This is a genomic window from Bacillus horti (assembly GCF_030813115.1).
Lineage (GTDB): Bacteria > Bacillota > Bacilli > Caldalkalibacillales > JCM-10596 > Bacillus_CH > Bacillus_CH horti.
The window spans coordinates 80,138-96,382 of record NZ_JAUSTY010000003.1 but is presented as its reverse complement, the minus strand read 5'-3'; the positions used below and the strand labels follow the sequence as shown (position 1 = coordinate 96,382).

Genomic DNA, 16,245 nt, shown 5'->3' with positions numbered 1-16,245 from the left:
TACCTCCCTCTGAATTAGCTTCTATCCATAAGATTTGTGCCTAACAATCTGACAAACAAAGTAGCGATTAAAGCTACACACACGAACATAATCACAACGACCACTGAACCGTATCCAAAGTTTGTTGCTCCAAACATGATTTTATACGCATAGATGGATAACGTTTCTGTACTTCCACCTGGACCTCCACCAGTCAACACGTAAATGAGGTCAAACACCCGGAAGGCATCTAAGGTACGGAATAACAACGCTACTAGAATAGCCGGCTTCAATAACGGCAGGGTAACTCTGAAGAAGGATTGTACCTTATTCGCCCCATCAATGGAGGCAGCCTCATATAGGTTGTTAGAGATATTCTGTAGTCCTGCCAAGAGAAGTAAAGCCATATATGGAGTCGTCTTCCACACATCCGCTAAAATAGCGGAGAACATCGCTCCAGCACCTGTTAGTAACAAATTTTGCGACTGTGAAACAAGTCCGATATTTTCAAAGAAATGAGCGACCACTCCACTTGTTCCATCATACAGGTAGCCCCACATCATCGCCGCTACCGCTGTTGGAATGGCCCACGGTATTAAGGACGTTGTTCGAATAAGACCTTGACCCCTCATAGCTTTATTCAGAACAAGCGCCAATCCTAGCCCCAGTACAAGCTCTATGGAAACAGAGGAGAAAGTAAAGATTAACGTATTGACTAACGCCGCCCAGATCCTTTTATCAGCTAACGCTTTCTGGTATGCCTCGAGTCCGATAAAATTCGAGGGAACTAAGCTGTTTTGAATATCCTCCACCAGAGCAGGGAGGTTCTGTGCATGGATGAGCTCATATTTAGCATTTAAGTCCTGAATCACTGCCGTTGACTTAGTGTATAACTCCTGAAGTTCATCCATCTGCTCACTACTGATTTGGATGACACCACTTTCTTCTCTATACTGTTCTCCAGTGCTCTCCAGCTCCTGGATTAGGTCTTGAACCTTAGCCTGATCCTCTGTATCGGTTACGTTCTCTAGGTCATCCTCTAAAAACATAGCCACATACAATTCCGTTTCTTTAAACAGGTTCACATTAAACTGCTCACTTAAGTAAAGACCGGATTTTTGCTGGTTGTTAAGCTGATAGTCAAATAACGTATAGGTAAGGGATTGTACAACTGGCCACAAGGAAAAAATAGCGATGATAATAATGGCTGGTAAAATAAATAGGCTTTCCTTGAAGCTCAATCTCTTCTTCATCGATCTCACCCTTTCATCTTTCTGTATAGAAAGAGGCTCTAATCAAATTAGAGCCCCATCCATTTGATCCCTATTCCGCTATAGCTTCTTCAATCGCCTGAGTGATTTGATCTAAGTTATCACCAGAGCTTAAATAACGGTGAGCTTCGATTTGAATCGTATCAGACACCTGAGAATAGTCAGGTGAAACCGGGCGTGCAATCGTCCCTTCAAGAGCAACCTTAAAGCCAGGGAAGGAAAGCAGCTCATTAGAAGCAATAACCTCGTCGTTCTCTAGCAATGCGTTATACCCCGGAAGGTAGCCACCTGTTGTAGAGAAAATCTTTTGTCCTTCTTCACCAGAAACAAACTTGATAAACTCCCATGCTCCATCCTTGTTTTCAGAATGGTTATTAATCCCTAGAAGCCATCCACCAACAGATCCTCCATTAGGTAGGGGAGCAATTCCAACATCATCAACACTAATTGTTACGCCATCCTCCTGAGAGTTGATACGCCCAAACTGATAAGGCCAGTTTCTAGCAAACACGGCGTTTCCTTGTTCAAAGTTTGTGTGAACCTCTCCCTCTGAGTAGTTCAGCAGGTCTCTTGGAGAAAAGTCTGCTTGTGTAAATTTGTACATCGTTTCTAATCCACCACTAACATCCTGATAAGAATCACTGAATTCTGTTAGGTTAACCGTTAAGCCTTCATATTGTCTTGATTGATAGACAAAGCCTAGGTTTGTATCAGCTTCCCCTGTGTATCTCTCAGCCATGTCATATAGATCATCATACGTATAGTCACCACTTTCAAGTGTAGCGGCATCCTCTTCACTTACAATATCACTCCGGAAATACAATAGACCTAGGTCAGGGAAAAATGGAAGTGTAAACTGTTTACCCGTATAGTTTCCAGAATCCATAGAACCAGAGTTGTAATCATCTTTACTTAATCCATCTTCTCTCATTCTTACATCAATCGCTTCAAGATAGCCTGCATCAGCAAATTCACCAGCCCAAACGACATCAAGAGATAAAACATCATACTCACTTGAACCACTAGATAATGAGTTTAAAAGCTGATCATGCATTTGAGCAGAATCATTCGTCATTTCTACCCATTCTACGGCATACTCCTCGCTGCTTTCATTAAAAGCGTCAATAACTGCTTGTGTCGCTGGAGTGTTATCATTTTGTCCAGCAAATTTAATGACTGTCTTATCCCCAGTGCTTGTATCTCCACCAGGTGCTTCGTTTCCACCAGCATTGTTATCTGTTCCGTTTGACGTGTCGCCACCGTCATTTCCAGCGGCACAGCCTGCCAAAATAAGAGCGAACATCATTGTAAACGCTATCAATTTGAATAGGTTTTTTCTATTTCTCATCGTATTGATCCTCCTTGTGCTTCATTCTATTTGTTTCTATTTGCTTGCATTGTACCCTGATTTTTTTTAAACTTATATTAATATCTTAAACTTTTTGTTAATATTTTAATCCAAGTTGCGTGAGGAGGCTTGTCATGAACAGTACAACCTTGAACAGCTCCATAGTGAAAAAGTTCATGAAAACAAGAATGGAAAATAAGCAGAATATGTACGCCCATCCTTCTTATACCCTAGAGCAAAGACTTTTACACTGTGTGGCGAGAGGAGAATTGGAGGAGGCTAAGCTTGTTTTAAGTCAAATTAATCAGTTGGATCGAGCAAGGCTAGCAGATAATCAGATCCGTTCCTTGAAGAATTCCTTAATCATCACATGCAGCTTATTCACTAGAGCCATTATCAAGGGTGGTCTTTTACCCGAGGATGCCTTTAACCTTAGTGACGTATATATTCAACAGATAGAGAAAGTGAATACCAAAGAAGAGCTCGATGAACTAGAGTATGAAATGCTCGTTTGCTTTGTAGACCGTCTTCATGCTGAAAAAAAGCCCGCCTATAATTACACGATTAACCGTGCCATTACTTTTATTCATGAGGAGCTTCTAAAAGACCTCTCTTTAGAAAAAGTGGCAGAGCATGTCAACGTGCATCCTAACTACCTATCGAAAATGTTTAAGGAATCTGTAGGAGTTAGCCTAACAGAATTTATTAACAGTAAGCGTATAGAGGAGTCCAAGTATTTCTTGCTCCATTCTAAGCTCACCATATCAAACATTGCCCAGCTGTTTCAGTTCTGTAATCAGAGCTATTATTCCTCACAGTTTAAAAAATATGCGGCCATGACACCTAAGCAGTACCGGGATCGCCATGCTCTTACTGAGCAATTAGAGGCTTAAGTTCGTTCCAATAGTGTAAAAAGATGAGGAGTTCTATCATTACTTTTTAAGCGTGTAGGAGCTTTTATTTATCCAAGAAATGAGTTAAAAATAATCCTTTAACTTGGAGAACGGAGTAAGCAAGAAAATTTATTTAAATGTCCAAAAGTGGGATACTATTAGTACGAATCCTATCCAAAATGAAAAGTAGGGGATATAGACTATGAAATGTAAAATTAATCGTAATGCAGCAAAAGTATTAAATCAGATGTTAAGTAGTGAAGATGCACAGGGAAAAACGCTACGTGTAGTGATTACACATATGCATGGGGATCATGCTCACTATGATTTAGCTTTAGATACACCAACCGAGCATGATGAAGTTGTCAAAACGGACAAAGATATCGATGTATTACTTGATACACGTGAAGAATTCCTTGATGGGGTCTGGATTCAGTATTATTATGTACCTGAAGAAGGGTTTGTCATTACAAATCCATCAAAGGGTAATCATCATCATCATTAATCGTTCTTAGATTTGGTAGCAAACCCAGCTCTTCAATATAACAAATGAGAAAACCCGAAACTGTTCGCATAAGCATACAGTTCCGGGTTTTAATTTTTCAAGCTATTCTGCAACAGTCCACTAACTCCAAATAATGTTTTGTTATCCATTATCGTTGTACTTTTCTGGAGATACTCTGCTGTTTTACGTCTTTCTTAATTAACATTTGCACCTTCTTTCTGGAGAACGTTTGGTTAAATGGTTACTTTTCATTATCCTGCGGATTAAGAGATCCCTTACTGCCAATCAGCTCCTCAATAACCTTTTCCATAAACCTCTCCTCTTCTTTGTTAAAAGCACTAGGAAATAAATAAGGATTAGGCTCTTCAAAGGAACCTTCATTACTATCGAGCTGTTTCATCGAAACACCATCTAAAAGGGGTTCAACTATAGGGTTCATTATTGATACCATTGCTTTGGTATGTGCAAGAACTTCAGGATCATTAGGTGCTTTTCCTTCTTGAATGAATCGCTTCATTTTGCTAGTCCACGTGATTATTTCCTTATCCGATTCAAGTCGCACCGTATGCGAGTGTAATTTATTAAGAACCGAATCGGATGCATGTTCACTTATCCAGCGGTTTCGTGCCTCTTTATTTTTCAAGGCATGAATGAGTACCAGCAGCGACTCATGATCTACGAGTTGTGATCCTGAAACCGTTCTTTGAATGCGGGTAATAACTTGTAAAACCGTCTCAATCTGTTTCTGCTTTTCTTCCAGCATATTAGCCTGATTGGCCAGTGTCATTGCTAAGTCTTGCTCAGGTTGATTTAGATATTCTGCAACTTCCCCGAGTGACAAATCCAAAAACTTTAGTACTAATATTTTTTGAAGCTGAGCAATGGATTTGTTGTTATAGATTCGATGTCCATGTTCTGTGTATTCAGAAGGTGTCAGTAGCCCCAACTGATCATAGTGACGAAGTGTTCTTTCAGTGATTCCTGTCAGTTTTGCGAATTCTCCAATAGAGTAATTTTTCTCCATTGTCATTTGTCCTCACTCCCCTTCACTTTAAACTTTAGCACTTGACGTTACGTCAATAGCAAGGACTATTTTTTATATGTAGGAGAAGTGTCCAAAGTAATCCTTATAGCTATACTTTCTATAGGAACATTTCTTTTTTCCCTTTAGTTCATGTATGGCTATCCACTTAAAGCCACAGCGATTTTCTCCATCCCTTACTTTGGAGTGCGATATATGTATGCAATGGTAGCTTTTTTGTTAAGAAAAACACTATCTTCTTAGCACCCAGCAATCAGGCACTACGATATAATTTTTTAAAAATAAGGCTCGACTTTATCACAGCCGCGCCTTTAATCCAAACATTATTTTCAGTTGCATTGAAAAGTGTCCTTTAATACCATCAATCTAAAGTAAACGTATACCCTGGAAACATCAGATGCTCCTTCACAACATTTCTTTCGACCTTTTCAAAGGAATCCACTAGATACGTCGTATTACCTAAGCCTCCGCCAGGTCCATGTATTACTCTTAACTCCCAGAACTCTTCAGACGCTAGGACTCCCCTAAAAGTTGTTATCTTTTTTGAAATTCCTCCAAAATTTCATGTGTACCTACTTCTCGTTAATTAATTGCTCAAGCATTTGAAAGGGCATAAAAAAAGCTCAACTAACACAAGTACGACGTAGAATATAGCTATCTACGGCTACTACGCTAAAATTGAACGGTTGTTAAGAAGAGCTGTTTTCATAGTATCTGAGTTTCTATCGAGGTTACCCATAATCTTTATTCTGCGCTTCCTAACATCTAGACTTTTCAGCTGATCTGTTAGGATAACTCCCGTAAAAACAAGACCGTCTGGTAGTGGCACTTCAAAAGGGTAGTCCTTAGCTTGACTAGTAATAGGGCACACGAATGCAAAACCGGTTAGTTCGTTAAACTCTACTTCACTGAGGATGACGGCAGGACGACGACCAGCTTGTTCATGACCAGCCTGCGGATCAAAATCGAGCCATACCAAATCCCCTCGTTTAGGGATGATCAAATCTTCTCATCTCCTTCAATGCCGAGGTCAATTTCTTCATGCCTTGAGGCAGGCTTTATACGTGAGAGCAAGGAACTCAAATGAGCACGTAAATCTTCATTTGAAGCATCTGGCTTCTTTTTGGGTCGAATTAAAATATCATTGTCTGACGTTACGTGAATTTCGACTTCCGCACCAGCTTCAAGCTCCAAACGTTTTAGTATTTGATTAGGAATCCGAATAGCGCTACTATTGCCCCATTTACTAAGTGTTGAAGTTGTCATTAGGACCATGCCCTTTCCTTTGGTTTGATCATTAGTTCGATCCAAGTATACCACACCCTTATTTTAATGTATATACATATGATATACATATGATATACATATAAGATAGAAGTGATACCTTAGGCAATACATTTTTTCTATAGCTAACATAAACACACTTATCTAAGAGTAAGCCTATTGTTTCACCTCCCGTCCTATGTCACTATAAAGTAATGGAGGGGATAAAGTGAGAAAGATATCTGGCATTCTACTTATTATAACTCTAGTAATCTTCGTCAGTGGTTGTTTTGAAAAAGCAGAAGTTCAAATTGAAATGCAGGCTTATATTGGTCTGACAGATGCAGAAAGAGCATTGATCCCGGTGAGTCCAGGTGATTCCATTGTGGCAAAGATTATCGTAACTGAGGAATTGACCTCTATTATTGGAGAACAATATGTGGGGGAAGACGTATACTCGGTGACATTTAATCAAACGGCAACAGATGCTAATGGAGATATTATTGTGTATATGGCCTTAGATAAAAGAACTGTTCTTGGAAAAGGTTACTCAACTCATTCTCTAACCCGGTGAACAATAATTATTTCCCTCTAGTGGAAATGTACCAAACATGATCTATAGGTATTAGATAATAAAGCGAATGCCAATCCAGCAACACGCTACACTAAGCAACACAGACAGAAATATGTAGGCCACGGCTAATAGAAACTTTTTCTTTTTTACTAGTTGAAGTGTTTCATAGCCAAAGGTAGAAAAAGTGGTGTATGCTCCGCAAAAACCAGCACCAAGCATAAACCATACCTCGTTTGGTATGTTGCCTTGAGTATGAAGGGCATAGAGCATCCCAAGTACAAGTGATCCTGAGACGTTGATCATCAGGGTTGCGATTGGGAACGAAGCTTTTACTTTTGAGGATATCCATTTCCCTAAATAAAATCGAGCACAGGCACCTACTACCCCTGCTATTCCTATCCATGCAATCATATAGCTTCTCTCTTTCTCTTCCTATTTTTCACCTGAAGCTTTGCTATGCCATATCCCACCGCTGCAAGCAACACCCCTCCTCCAGTACTTAACAGAACATAGACCACAGCTAAACCTAATTGATTTTGTTCAATTAAGGAAATCGTTTCTAGGGAGAACGTAGAGAAAGTGGTAAATGATCCAGTGAACCCAACTCCAATACCGGTTTGGACGGCTACTGAAATTTTTGACCCTGCTAATGCTAAGGTAAAAAACCACCCAAGAAATAAACAACCACTCAAATTAACAAGCAATGTCGCATATGGAAACCCGCTTGATACTGGCTCCATCCACACGCCTATCCCATAACGAGTAATCGTTCCGAAAAATGCCCCTATTGCCAAAGCGATACCATTCATCTGGTCTTCCTCACCTTCTACTCTCATGTCTGTATTATATCAAATCGAGGACCGCACATTAATTTATGGTAAAATTGGGACAAACAAACGACAACTATATCTAGGAGGACATGATGAGTAAAATCAAAAGGGAATTCTTTCTCAATGCATTTGTTATCTCCCCTATTGCCGTACTCATCTGCGGCTATTTCGCTGCTAGAATAAGTGTCAGCCATTCAGAGCTTTTAAATACAGGTGACTGGTTTCTTCCTTTTATTATTTCGTTTCTCGTGTCGTATCCTTCTTATCTACTTATTAGTTTCATTAACTACGTCATTGGTCGCAAGCTAAAGAAGTTAGGGAAACGCCTAATTCTGTTTAATGCTTTAGGAGTCCTTGTTGTATTTATCGGATGGCTACTATTCGATGAAATGATTGCTCTCATTATCTTCCTCACCCCATTTATTCTTTTTTCTATAGTGTCCGTTATCATGAACCAAACAAATAACTGATTAAGGCAAGAACTACGCTTTTAGGGAGGATCGTGAAAGATCAAAGAAATTTTTTATAAAAAAATTGAGAGGCGGTGTCGATCTAGTCAAAAACCAATCGTCGTATATGTAGAAAAGAAAATTTAACAGAGGAGAATGCTTATGTATACGGTAAAATCACATGATGGTACCAAGATTGCTTACGACAAGCAAGGTCAGGGTCCGGCTGTCATATTAGTAGGCGGTGCGTTTAGCTACCGCAAGTTTCCAGGACAAATGGAGTTGGCTGAGCGTTTAGCAGAATCATTCACGGTGTACAATTACGACCGTCGTGGTCGGGGGGATAGCGAAGATAGTAAGACTTACGCTATAAATCGTGAGGTTGAAGATTTGAAAGCGTTAATTGAGGTAGCTGGAGGACAGGCCTATGTATATGGCTTATCTTCAGGTGCGGTTCTAGCCCTTCAGGCAGCAGCAAACGGAGCTTCAATTGAAAAGCTAGTGCTACACGAGCCTCCTTTTGTGGTGAAGCCTACAGATCCTAGACCACCAAATGATTTCCTCCCGCAATTGAAGGGAATGATCGAAGGGGATCAGAGAAAAGAAGCGATACGTTATTTTATGGTTAAAGGGATGGGGGCTCCTTCTTTTGTACCTTTTATGCTTCGGTTAATGCCCGGAACGTGGAAAAGTATGATGTCTATTGCTCACACTTTACCCTACGATGCAGCTTTACTGGATGGATATTCAGATGGTAAGCCATTAGACACTAAGCTATGGAGTGGCGTTGATTGCCCAACACTTGTGGTGGAGGGAACGGAAAGTCCGGCCTCCTTACGTCATGGAGCTCAAGCTTTAGCTAACATCCTTCCGAACGCGAAACTGCAGAGTAAAAAAGGCCTGGGGCACACGAAAAAGCTTGATGCGGTAAGGATTGCAGAAGAATTGAAGGCTTTCTTTACACAGACTAGTCTTACGTCTACGACCTCAAAGTCCGATGGATCTGTCTCTCTAGATAGATCAAAGGTCTCCCCCGATAATCTTGCTGGAGTAGGGAAGGAGAGACGTTAATGAGTACATTGAACACAGCAGTCGTTAAGTCTAACACAAGCAAAGGGGTTAAATTCCTTTTAAGCTGTGGTGTTGCCGTTGCTCCTTTGTTTTTCGCTGTCTCTATAGCTCAATTTCCGCGTGAAGGCTTTGATATCCGGCAGCACGCCTTAAGTACATTGACATTAGGAGATCTGGGATGGCTTCAAAGCCTTAATTTTATCCTGACCGGTCTACTCTCTCTGTTCGCAGCTCTCGGAATAAGGGGCTTGATTCGCAAGCAAAGAGGTGGTGTATGGGCACCGCTTCTAGTCGGTCTTTTCGGACTGGGAATGATGATGGCAGGTATGTTCCGTCCTGATCCCGGCTTTGGTTTTCCTGTAGGTGCTCCTCCAGGGATGCCTGAATCGATGAGCACTATGGCTGCTATTCATTCTTTCGCGTTCTTTACAGCCTTTATTTGTTTAATTGCAGCTTGTTGGGTTATGGCCTCTCATTTTTCTAGTAGAGGCAAACGCAGATGGAAGCGATATTGTATCCTAACAGGTATTGTAACCCCACTTTTGATCATGGTTGGTATGTCCTTAGGCATTTGGGTTGGGGTAATCATGGGTACTGCTGGACTTGTTGCCTTTGGTTGGTTATCTGTGTTAGCTGCCAGCCTACGCAAGAGGGTAGCTACTGTAAGATAACGGACGTTATTTGACGATGTAAGATATATAGGGCGTTACATTTCAAAAGAGACTAAAATTTACATTTAATAAAACAACAATTAAATTACATTTATAAATTAGAGGAGGAAAAAACGATGCGTTTTATGATGATTGTAAAAGGTACAACAGACTCAGAGGCGGGGACACCCCCTAGTCCAGAACTAGTTGAGGCGATGAGAAAATATAATGAGGAATTGGTTAAAGCCGGCGTCCTTCTTGCCGCAGATGGACTGCAGCCTACGTCTACAGGGGTTCGCATCTCCTACCCTGAAGCAGGAGGTAAACCTACTGTTGTGGATGGACCGTTTACAGAGGCGAAAGAAATCATTGCTGGCTATACGCTCATTGAAGTGAAATCACGGGAAGAGGCGATTGAATGGGCTCTTCGTATGCCTGATCCTCATGGCTTGGGACAAGGAGAAATCGAGCTAAGACAGGTGTTTGAGCACCATGAAATCACGAGTGATCCCGAGGAATTGGCTCAGGAAGCGCTATTACGTAAGCAATTGGAGGAGAGGAAGACCTTGTGAAGCAAACATCCACACATCGTACCATCGATACAATTTGGCGCATGGAATCTGCCAAGCTTATCGCAGCATTAACTCGAATGGTTAGAGATGTGGGGCTTGCTGAGGATCTAGCTCACGACGCACTGGTCATCGCTTTAGAGCGATGGCCAGAGGCGGGTATACCAGATAATCCAGGGGCATGGCTGATGACTGCAGCAAAGAGGAAAGGCATTGATTTCCTACGCAGAAATAAGCTGAGATCTGAAAAATATGCTGAGATGGCCCATAGTACGGATGGATATACGCAAGATCTGACAGATGAGCTAACTTCTGGAGAGGTCCGCGATGACCTTCTCCGACTTATCTTCATGACATGTCATCCGGTTTTGTCCCAGGAAGCTAGGGTAGCTCTGACACTGCGACTGCTTTGTGGACTGACCACCGAGGAAATAGCCCATTCTTTTCTTGCAGCCGAGCCAACAATCGCTCAAAGAATCGTTCGAGCTAAAAGAAAGCTGAAGGATGAAAAAGCATCCTTTGACATGCCTATAGGAGCAGAGCTGGTAGATCGGTTATCCTCCGTGCTTGAGGTCATCTACCTCATGTTTAATGAAGGCTATGCGTCGACCTCTGGAGAACATTGGGTCAAGCCCCTGCTCTGTCAGGAGGCTCTCAGAATGGGACGTATGCTTGCTGAGCTAGCTCCACAGGAGACGGAGGTGCACGGACTGGTAGCATTGATGGAAATCCAGGCTTCTCGACTTAAGACACGCGTCAGCTCAACAGGTGAAATGATCCTCCTGATGGATCAGGACAGAGCCCAATGGGATCGGCTACTCATACGCCGTGGACAAATGGCACTAGAGCGTTGTCGGAAGCTAGGTCGTCCGTTAGGACCATATGCTATCCAAGCCTCGATTGCCGCCTGTCACGCTGAGGCACCCACAGTGCAGGATACTAATTGGATTCGCATTGCAGCCCTTTATGAGGCTCTAGCAACAGTTTCACCCTCGCCTATCGTTGAGTTGAACAGAGCTGTAGCGGTGGCCATGGCTTTCGGCCCTGCTTATGGTCTTCAAATTGTTGAAGAGATTGCCACACAGTCAGCGTTGAAGGACTATCATTTGCTACCGAGTGTACGTGGAGATTTATTGAAGAAACTAGGAAGGCTTGAAGAGGCACGTAAAGAGTTTGAACGAGCAGCATCATTGACACGTAATGTTCGTGAACAGGAGCTGTTGCTTAAACGAGCCTCAGAGTGCGGTCCTATCTAAGTAAAGTAAGAAAGGAGGGATGCAGATGAGATTTATTTTGCTTGTGAAAGCAACAGGTCACTCTGAAGCTCGTGTACCACTTAGCCCCGAATTCCGTCTTGCTAAAGCAAAGTACTTAGCCTCCATGGCTGAGAAGGGTGTGCTGATATCTGCAGAGGAGCTTTTACCGAGTAACAGTGGTCTTCGTATGACCTATACCTCACATGAGGATGCACCCGAGATGGAATGCGGTCCTTTTTCCCTAGACTCTAGTCTATTGGCAGAATACATGGTCATCGAGGCTAAATCGCTGGAAGATGCGGCCGACATTGCAAATCAATTTCCCATTCCAGAAGGGTATGAGCACAAAAATATTGAGTTACGCAGGCTGAAAGATGCACCCCCTAGTTTGACGAACCCGTGGCTAGAGAATGACTTGGAGAATCAACTTGGTATGCTACGAAGCTATGAAAGAACTAAACATAAAGGAGAGGATCAAGTATGAACCCTGAAGTAACAGAATTTATAGAAGCCTTAACAGAGGATTGGCAGAAAGAACTAGCCGTGGCCCTTCGCGACGTAGTTCATAACAGTGTAGAGGATATCCAAGAACGCATTCAGTACAAAAAGCCTCATTTTCTCAAAAACGGAAAATATGCAGCCGTGATTTCCCCATCAAAGGCTGCTGTCAGCTTCACTATTTTCAATACAACAGGCCTAGAGCTTCCGGCAGACAAATTCGAGGGGCCAGCAGAAAGAAAAACGTTGAAGCTTAAAAAAGGACAAACAGTTGATACTGTCGAGCTCTCTGAGCTACTGAAACAAACCACGTCTAGCCTTTGATAAAATTGTGGTCTGTACATAAGGCGTTGGAAGTATTCGAAATATCCAGCGCCTTGATTGTAGAAGGATTCCAAGTGAGCCTTTTTCAAAAGTTGATGGTTTTCTATGATGTTAGTCTCAAAGCTATAACGGTCAACACAATACCAATCATCGCTGTAATTCGCATAAAATTGACAGGCTCTTTGTATAATACAATTCCAAGGATCCCAGCTCCAAGTGTACCGATCCCCGCCCATACGGCATAAGCGAGGCTTAAAGGAAGCGTTTCTATTGCTTGAGAAAGAAGAAGAACACTCATAACAAATGCCCCCATCATTAATCCATAGTTTAGCCATGAATCTTTCATTGCCGCTCTTTTTAACCCTATAAACCCTACTATTTCAAAAACACCTGCTGCAATAAGATAGGCCCAGCTCATAGACTCTCTCCTTTCCTCCTCCATTCTATTTTGACTAAATCCTCTTTATTTGAATTGTTATGTTTCTGTTCTCCTGATTTTTTCAGCAAAACAATAAAGAAGAATAAGAGACAAACAAGGCAGAACCTAAGCAAGCTCCATGGCTCACCGAACAAAAGAATATCTAGTATAAACGTTCCTCCTGCCCCCACTCCAACAAATACAGCATAGACAGTTCCTGCTGGAAAGGTTTGCGTTGCTTTCATCAGGCAATGAAAGCTTAAAAAGAAAATTAACAGAAGGGGCCCACCTAATAAATTAGCTTTTAATAATCCCGCCCAAACGATTTCTAGCATCCCTCCAAGCAGTAAGTATCCCCAACTTGAGGGCTGGATACCAGAGAGAGTAGAATCAGCAGTGCCTTTCAGTTCTATTCCTTGCTCATCTAAGGTAGAGGAATCAAGAATGCCTTCCTGCACGTTCGCTCTCCCCTTTTGGATGAGTAGGTCAGTAGTTTCTTTAATCTGATCCTCTTTTTGTTTTTCAATATTGGACCGTGTACTAGATTTAAATAAAAGGTAGGCTCCATCTATAACATAAAGAATCGCCCATAGTGTGACCACATAAATCCCTGTAGATTCGTGATAAAAGCCTGATTTACCCTCTTTGGCCGCCTCTTTCCACCACTCTAGGCTATCTGGCAAAGGCATTTTGGAATGAATAATAAAAAACAGAATCACATGGATGAAGATAAATAAAACAGTGTGAATCAGAAAGCCCTTAACCCTCTTCATCGTCTTTCTCCTTTTTGTTCAAGTAAACTTCCATCATTTGTTCGATATAGGCTACTAATTCGCTATCATGTCCATAAACTAACGATGAATCAGCTGAAATAGAAGACCAATATTTCTCTAGCAGCTCCACATTTCCTCCAAACATAGCAAGAGCCCATTCCCATAGTCTCTCAGCTAAACGTTGAACCTCCTCTGATTCAGGTGAAGCATTCATGTGACTACGAATTTCACTGAGCAAGGCGATATATTCCTGCGTACGTGGGTCCTCACTCCCCATGATAGGAAGGTTGGATAACGTTTCGATCTCACTTGAGGTATACTCCTTTTCGGAGAAGTATGGAGGGATGACACCATCCACAACTTCCCTTTTTTGAAGCTCTTGTAGCAATAGGATAAGCTCCTTTGCTTCCAGCTTTCCACTTGTACCGATGGCATGTAACACAGATTGCAACAAAACCCGCTGTCGCTCCAATTCCTTCTGTTTTTGATCAATAACGCTGATTTGCCATTGCAGCGAGCGTGCCCAGACCATCTCTTCTGCCTCATTAAGTGAATGCGTTTGATCGTGCAGCACATTCAATATTTGCTTTAACGAGTACCCTAAAGACTTTAAAAGTAAGATCTGTTGCAGCCTTATTAGCTCTCGTTCTCCATACTCGCGATATCCGTTTTCTAGCATTTTATCCGGTTTTAATAGTCCGATTTCATCATAGTAATGCAAGGTTCTTTTACTTACCCCTGTAAGCTCTGCAAGTTTTCCGACGCTATACATGTTCATCACCTCAAACAAAGTATAAACCATAACGCAAACGTTATAGTCACATCTAAGGGAATTTTTGATCATCTTCCCTTATTCAATTGTTCTTCTATTATTGGTCAACGCCTTTATAAAATATCTTTATAAAATAATGTTATAATATATGTTTGATTGTTGACTTAAATACAGTTATTATATATACTGACTTCAAATTAATAATCAAACAAATATTTGATTAAATGAGGGATATCATGCACAAGTTCAATGAAAACCAAGATACATGCGATATATTTTGCTACGATCAGGAAAAAGTCGAGCGTGTTTCGGTGCTCGTGCAACAAGAAGAGCTAGCTCCTGCTGCTGATCTATTTAAAGCTTTGTCCGATCAAACAAGATTAAAGATTGCTTATGCTCTATTACAGGAAGAAGAGTTATGCGTATGTGATGTGGCTCATATCATCGGAGCTACTATGGCAACAGTCTCCCACCATTTAAGACTTTTACGGAGCTTAGGAATAGCGAAAAGCAGGAAGGAAGGCAAATTAGTTTTTTACTCGCTAGATGATGAGCATGTTAGGCTGTTGGTACAAACAGCTATCATTCATAGCAAAGAATCAAAGTAGATGGTAAAGGGGATGCCAATATGGAATATGATGCTATTGTGATTGGTGGCGGTCAAGCAGGACTAGCTACTGGCTACTTTTTAAAGCAAAAGAAAAAGAAATTCTTAATTATTAACGAAAAACAAAACATCGGAGATTCATGGCGTGAGCGCTACGATTCATTAATCCTTTTTACACCCAGATCCTTCAGCGCTCTCCCGGGTCTTCAGCTATCTGGTGACCCGCAGGGCTATCCAACCAAAGATGAAATGGCAGACTACCTATATACCTATGCCACACACTTTGAATTACCCGTTTTAAATAATATGAAGGTTATTTCTCTGAAAAGAGAGAGTTCATCTTTTATCCTTAGCATGCAAAATGGAGATACGTATCGTGCCAAGCAGGTCGTCGTAGCCACTGGTGGCTTCCATACCCCTTTCACTCCAGCAATAGCTCAGTCTATTAGCCGTGATGTGTTTCAGATGCATGCTTCTGATTATCGTAGACCGGACCAAATTCCACCTGGAAATGTCCTTATTGTTGGGGCAGGTAATACTGGAGTTCAGATCGCCGCTGAGCTAAGTGAAACCCATCAAGTCACTTTGGCCAAAGGTAAAAAAATTAAAGCTCTTCCTCAATCCATCATGGGGAAGGATCTGTTTTGGTGGCTTGATCTCCTTGGCATTTTGGATGTGAAGATAACTTCAAGGTTAGGAAAGTGGATTAGGCAAAGAGATCCAGTTATTGGTGGAGATATTCATAAAGTGAAAAAGAATGTCACTATGAAAGGCAGGCTTGTGGAGGTGGATAACCAAACAGCGGTGTTTGAGGACGAGAGTCGTCAAGATGTACAGTCGATTCTATGGGCAACAGGATATCGTAATGACTACTCCTGGATTGACATAGAAGGAATACTCGACCAAGACGGGAAGCCTATTCATCAAAGAGGAGTATCAACCATTCAAGGCCTCTATTTTGTAGGACTTAGCTGGCAGTATAAGAGAGGCTCCGCTCTTATTCATGGGGTAGGTGAGGATGCGGAGTTTCTGGTTACTAATATGGGATAGGTACCTGACTAAGTGGCTCCCGCAGCTCTTTCAGCTGTTTCATTACGCTTTCAATATCATCGTATTTAAACGAAGAGACAGCTCATATTTTACCGAGGATTCA

The 16,245-nt window shown here is 41.7% G+C and carries 22 protein-coding genes; 12 read left to right on the top strand and 10 right to left on the bottom strand.

Features of this window, described 5'->3' with window-relative positions; genetic code table 11:
• Positions 1 to 14 precede the first annotated feature (14 nt).
• Both J2S11_RS04155 and J2S11_RS04150 read right to left on the bottom strand, forming a co-directional pair.
• Positions 15 to 1,232 (bottom strand): carbohydrate ABC transporter permease, encoded by a 1,218-nt coding sequence (locus J2S11_RS04155; protein WP_307391331.1) that lies wholly within the window; start codon positions 1,230 to 1,232, stop codon positions 15 to 17.
• Between the two features lie 70 nt (positions 1,233 to 1,302).
• Positions 1,303 to 2,598 carry an extracellular solute-binding protein gene (locus tag J2S11_RS04150; RefSeq protein ID WP_307391328.1) on the bottom strand — a complete coding sequence of 432 codons (1,296 nt, stop codon included), beginning with the start codon at positions 2,596 to 2,598 and terminating at the stop codon, positions 1,303 to 1,305.
• Positions 2,599 to 2,732: 134 nt separating this feature from the next.
• Here J2S11_RS04150 and J2S11_RS04145 point away from each other — a divergent pair, with 134 nt between their 5' ends.
• Positions 2,733 to 3,491: an AraC family transcriptional regulator gene (locus tag J2S11_RS04145; protein WP_307391325.1), complete on the top strand. Its 759-nt coding sequence runs from the start codon at positions 2,733 to 2,735 to the stop codon at positions 3,489 to 3,491.
• A 202-nt stretch (positions 3,492 to 3,693) separates the two neighbouring features.
• A complete protein-coding gene (locus J2S11_RS04140) occupies positions 3,694 to 3,996 on the top strand; it encodes an iron-sulfur cluster assembly accessory protein (RefSeq protein WP_307391323.1) in 303 nt (100 codons plus the stop codon).
• A gap of 241 nt (positions 3,997 to 4,237) precedes the next feature.
• Here the strand turns inward: J2S11_RS04140 and J2S11_RS04135 are convergent, their stop codons facing one another.
• From J2S11_RS04135 to J2S11_RS04125, 3 genes are all read right to left on the bottom strand, one after another.
• Complete coding sequence (locus J2S11_RS04135) at positions 4,238 to 5,026, bottom strand: MerR family transcriptional regulator (protein WP_307391321.1); 789 nt, start codon at positions 5,024 to 5,026, stop codon at positions 4,238 to 4,240.
• 679 nt (positions 5,027 to 5,705) lie between these two features.
• Positions 5,706 to 6,041 carry a type II toxin-antitoxin system PemK/MazF family toxin gene (locus tag J2S11_RS04130; protein WP_307391318.1) on the bottom strand — a complete coding sequence of 112 codons (336 nt, stop codon included), beginning with the start codon at positions 6,039 to 6,041 and terminating at the stop codon, positions 5,706 to 5,708.
• Positions 6,038 to 6,349 (bottom strand): AbrB/MazE/SpoVT family DNA-binding domain-containing protein, encoded by a 312-nt coding sequence (locus J2S11_RS04125; protein ID WP_370875438.1) that lies wholly within the window; start codon positions 6,347 to 6,349, stop codon positions 6,038 to 6,040. Before J2S11_RS04125 ends, J2S11_RS04130 begins: the two co-directional genes overlap by 4 nt.
• 181 nt (positions 6,350 to 6,530) lie before the next feature.
• On the opposite strand from J2S11_RS04125, the gene J2S11_RS04120 reads away from it, so the two are divergent.
• Positions 6,531 to 6,875 carry a hypothetical protein gene (locus J2S11_RS04120; RefSeq protein ID WP_307391314.1) on the top strand — a complete coding sequence of 115 codons (345 nt, stop codon included), beginning with the start codon at positions 6,531 to 6,533 and terminating at the stop codon, positions 6,873 to 6,875.
• Between the two features lie 51 nt (positions 6,876 to 6,926).
• Here J2S11_RS04120 and crcB (J2S11_RS04115) read toward each other — a convergent pair whose 3' ends face one another.
• Both crcB (J2S11_RS04115) and crcB (J2S11_RS04110) read right to left on the bottom strand, forming a co-directional pair.
• Positions 6,927 to 7,286: a fluoride efflux transporter CrcB gene (crcB, locus tag J2S11_RS04115; RefSeq protein ID WP_307391313.1), complete on the bottom strand. Its 360-nt coding sequence runs from the start codon at positions 7,284 to 7,286 to the stop codon at positions 6,927 to 6,929.
• On the bottom strand, positions 7,283 to 7,684 hold the full coding sequence (gene crcB, locus J2S11_RS04110; protein WP_307391311.1) for a fluoride efflux transporter CrcB: 402 nt from the start codon (positions 7,682 to 7,684) through the stop codon (positions 7,283 to 7,285). Before crcB (J2S11_RS04110) ends, crcB (J2S11_RS04115) begins: the two co-directional genes overlap by 4 nt.
• Positions 7,685 to 7,797: 113 nt before the next feature.
• Between crcB (J2S11_RS04110) and J2S11_RS04105 the strand changes: the two genes are divergently transcribed.
• From J2S11_RS04105 to J2S11_RS04075, 7 genes are all read left to right on the top strand, one after another.
• The gene (locus J2S11_RS04105; RefSeq protein ID WP_307391309.1) at positions 7,798 to 8,175 is read left to right on the top strand and encodes a hypothetical protein; all 378 of its coding nucleotides are present in this window, start codon (positions 7,798 to 7,800) and stop codon (positions 8,173 to 8,175) included.
• Positions 8,176 to 8,316: 141 nt separating this feature from the next.
• Positions 8,317 to 9,225, top strand: a complete 909-nt coding sequence (locus tag J2S11_RS04100; RefSeq protein ID WP_307391308.1) for an alpha/beta fold hydrolase — start codon at positions 8,317 to 8,319, stop codon at positions 9,223 to 9,225.
• Entirely contained in the window at positions 9,225 to 9,896 is a 672-nt protein-coding gene (locus tag J2S11_RS04095; RefSeq protein ID WP_307391306.1) for a DUF998 domain-containing protein, read from the top strand. Before J2S11_RS04100 ends, J2S11_RS04095 begins: the two co-directional genes overlap by 1 nt.
• A gap of 116 nt (positions 9,897 to 10,012) precedes the next feature.
• A complete protein-coding gene (locus J2S11_RS04090) occupies positions 10,013 to 10,447 on the top strand; it encodes a YciI family protein (protein WP_307391303.1) in 435 nt (144 codons plus the stop codon).
• A complete protein-coding gene (locus J2S11_RS04085; RefSeq protein WP_307391300.1) occupies positions 10,444 to 11,700 on the top strand; it encodes an RNA polymerase sigma factor in 1,257 nt (418 codons plus the stop codon). Before J2S11_RS04090 ends, J2S11_RS04085 begins: the two co-directional genes overlap by 4 nt.
• Positions 11,701 to 11,725: 25 nt before the next feature.
• Positions 11,726 to 12,184 carry a YciI family protein gene (locus tag J2S11_RS04080; protein ID WP_307391298.1) on the top strand — a complete coding sequence of 153 codons (459 nt, stop codon included), beginning with the start codon at positions 11,726 to 11,728 and terminating at the stop codon, positions 12,182 to 12,184.
• On the top strand, positions 12,181 to 12,522 hold the full coding sequence (locus J2S11_RS04075; RefSeq protein ID WP_307391296.1) for a DUF1801 domain-containing protein: 342 nt from the start codon (positions 12,181 to 12,183) through the stop codon (positions 12,520 to 12,522). The genes J2S11_RS04080 and J2S11_RS04075 overlap by 4 nt, the downstream gene beginning before the upstream one ends.
• Before the next feature lie 103 nt (positions 12,523 to 12,625).
• On the opposite strand, the gene J2S11_RS04070 is transcribed toward J2S11_RS04075, so the two are convergent.
• The 3 genes from J2S11_RS04070 to J2S11_RS04060 are packed head-to-tail and all read right to left on the bottom strand — an operon-like array spanning position 12,626 to position 14,485.
• Positions 12,626 to 12,940: a DMT family transporter gene (locus tag J2S11_RS04070; RefSeq protein WP_307391295.1), complete on the bottom strand. Its 315-nt coding sequence runs from the start codon at positions 12,938 to 12,940 to the stop codon at positions 12,626 to 12,628.
• The gene (locus J2S11_RS04065) at positions 12,937 to 13,713 is read right to left on the bottom strand and encodes a DMT family transporter (RefSeq protein WP_307391292.1); all 777 of its coding nucleotides are present in this window, start codon (positions 13,711 to 13,713) and stop codon (positions 12,937 to 12,939) included. The genes J2S11_RS04070 and J2S11_RS04065 overlap by 4 nt, the downstream gene beginning before the upstream one ends.
• Positions 13,700 to 14,485, bottom strand: a complete 786-nt coding sequence (locus J2S11_RS04060) for a MerR family transcriptional regulator (RefSeq protein ID WP_307391291.1) — start codon at positions 14,483 to 14,485, stop codon at positions 13,700 to 13,702. The genes J2S11_RS04065 and J2S11_RS04060 overlap by 14 nt, the downstream gene beginning before the upstream one ends.
• A gap of 236 nt (positions 14,486 to 14,721) precedes the next feature.
• On the opposite strand from J2S11_RS04060, the gene J2S11_RS04055 reads away from it, so the two are divergent.
• Together J2S11_RS04055 and J2S11_RS04050 are read left to right on the top strand one after the other, a co-directional pair.
• Positions 14,722 to 15,093 carry an ArsR/SmtB family transcription factor gene (locus J2S11_RS04055; protein ID WP_307391290.1) on the top strand — a complete coding sequence of 124 codons (372 nt, stop codon included), beginning with the start codon at positions 14,722 to 14,724 and terminating at the stop codon, positions 15,091 to 15,093.
• Positions 15,094 to 15,113: 20 nt separating this feature from the next.
• Positions 15,114 to 16,142, top strand: coding sequence for a flavin-containing monooxygenase (locus J2S11_RS04050; RefSeq protein ID WP_307391289.1), 1,029 nt, complete (start codon positions 15,114 to 15,116; stop codon positions 16,140 to 16,142).
• Positions 16,143 to 16,245 lie beyond the last annotated feature (103 nt).

Coding starts and splice junctions, on each gene's coding strand:
- J2S11_RS04065 (WP_307391292.1), bottom strand. CDS start 13,713: ATGAAGAGGGTTAAGGGCTTTCTGATTCACACTGTTTTATTTATCTTC.
- J2S11_RS04140 (WP_307391323.1), top strand. CDS start 3,694: ATGAAATGTAAAATTAATCGTAATGCAGCAAAAGTATTAAATCAGATG.
- J2S11_RS04070 (WP_307391295.1), bottom strand. CDS start 12,940: ATGAGCTGGGCCTATCTTATTGCAGCAGGTGTTTTTGAAATAGTAGGG.
- J2S11_RS04135 (WP_307391321.1), bottom strand. CDS start 5,026: ATGACAATGGAGAAAAATTACTCTATTGGAGAATTCGCAAAACTGACA.
- J2S11_RS04055 (WP_307391290.1), top strand. CDS start 14,722: ATGCACAAGTTCAATGAAAACCAAGATACATGCGATATATTTTGCTAC.
- J2S11_RS04145 (WP_307391325.1), top strand. CDS start 2,733: ATGAACAGTACAACCTTGAACAGCTCCATAGTGAAAAAGTTCATGAAA.
- J2S11_RS04095 (WP_307391306.1), top strand. CDS start 9,225: ATGAGTACATTGAACACAGCAGTCGTTAAGTCTAACACAAGCAAAGGG.
- J2S11_RS04100 (WP_307391308.1), top strand. CDS start 8,317: ATGTATACGGTAAAATCACATGATGGTACCAAGATTGCTTACGACAAG.
- J2S11_RS04155 (WP_307391331.1), bottom strand. CDS start 1,232: ATGAAGAAGAGATTGAGCTTCAAGGAAAGCCTATTTATTTTACCAGCC.
- J2S11_RS04150 (WP_307391328.1), bottom strand. CDS start 2,598: ATGAGAAATAGAAAAAACCTATTCAAATTGATAGCGTTTACAATGATG.
- J2S11_RS04090 (WP_307391303.1), top strand. CDS start 10,013: ATGCGTTTTATGATGATTGTAAAAGGTACAACAGACTCAGAGGCGGGG.
- crcB (WP_307391313.1), bottom strand. CDS start 7,286: ATGATTGCATGGATAGGAATAGCAGGGGTAGTAGGTGCCTGTGCTCGA.
- J2S11_RS04105 (WP_307391309.1), top strand. CDS start 7,798: ATGAGTAAAATCAAAAGGGAATTCTTTCTCAATGCATTTGTTATCTCC.
- crcB (WP_307391311.1), bottom strand. CDS start 7,684: ATGAATGGTATCGCTTTGGCAATAGGGGCATTTTTCGGAACGATTACT.
- J2S11_RS04050 (WP_307391289.1), top strand. CDS start 15,114: ATGGAATATGATGCTATTGTGATTGGTGGCGGTCAAGCAGGACTAGCT.
- J2S11_RS04075 (WP_307391296.1), top strand. CDS start 12,181: ATGAACCCTGAAGTAACAGAATTTATAGAAGCCTTAACAGAGGATTGG.
- J2S11_RS04060 (WP_307391291.1), bottom strand. CDS start 14,485: ATGTATAGCGTCGGAAAACTTGCAGAGCTTACAGGGGTAAGTAAAAGA.
- J2S11_RS04080 (WP_307391298.1), top strand. CDS start 11,726: ATGAGATTTATTTTGCTTGTGAAAGCAACAGGTCACTCTGAAGCTCGT.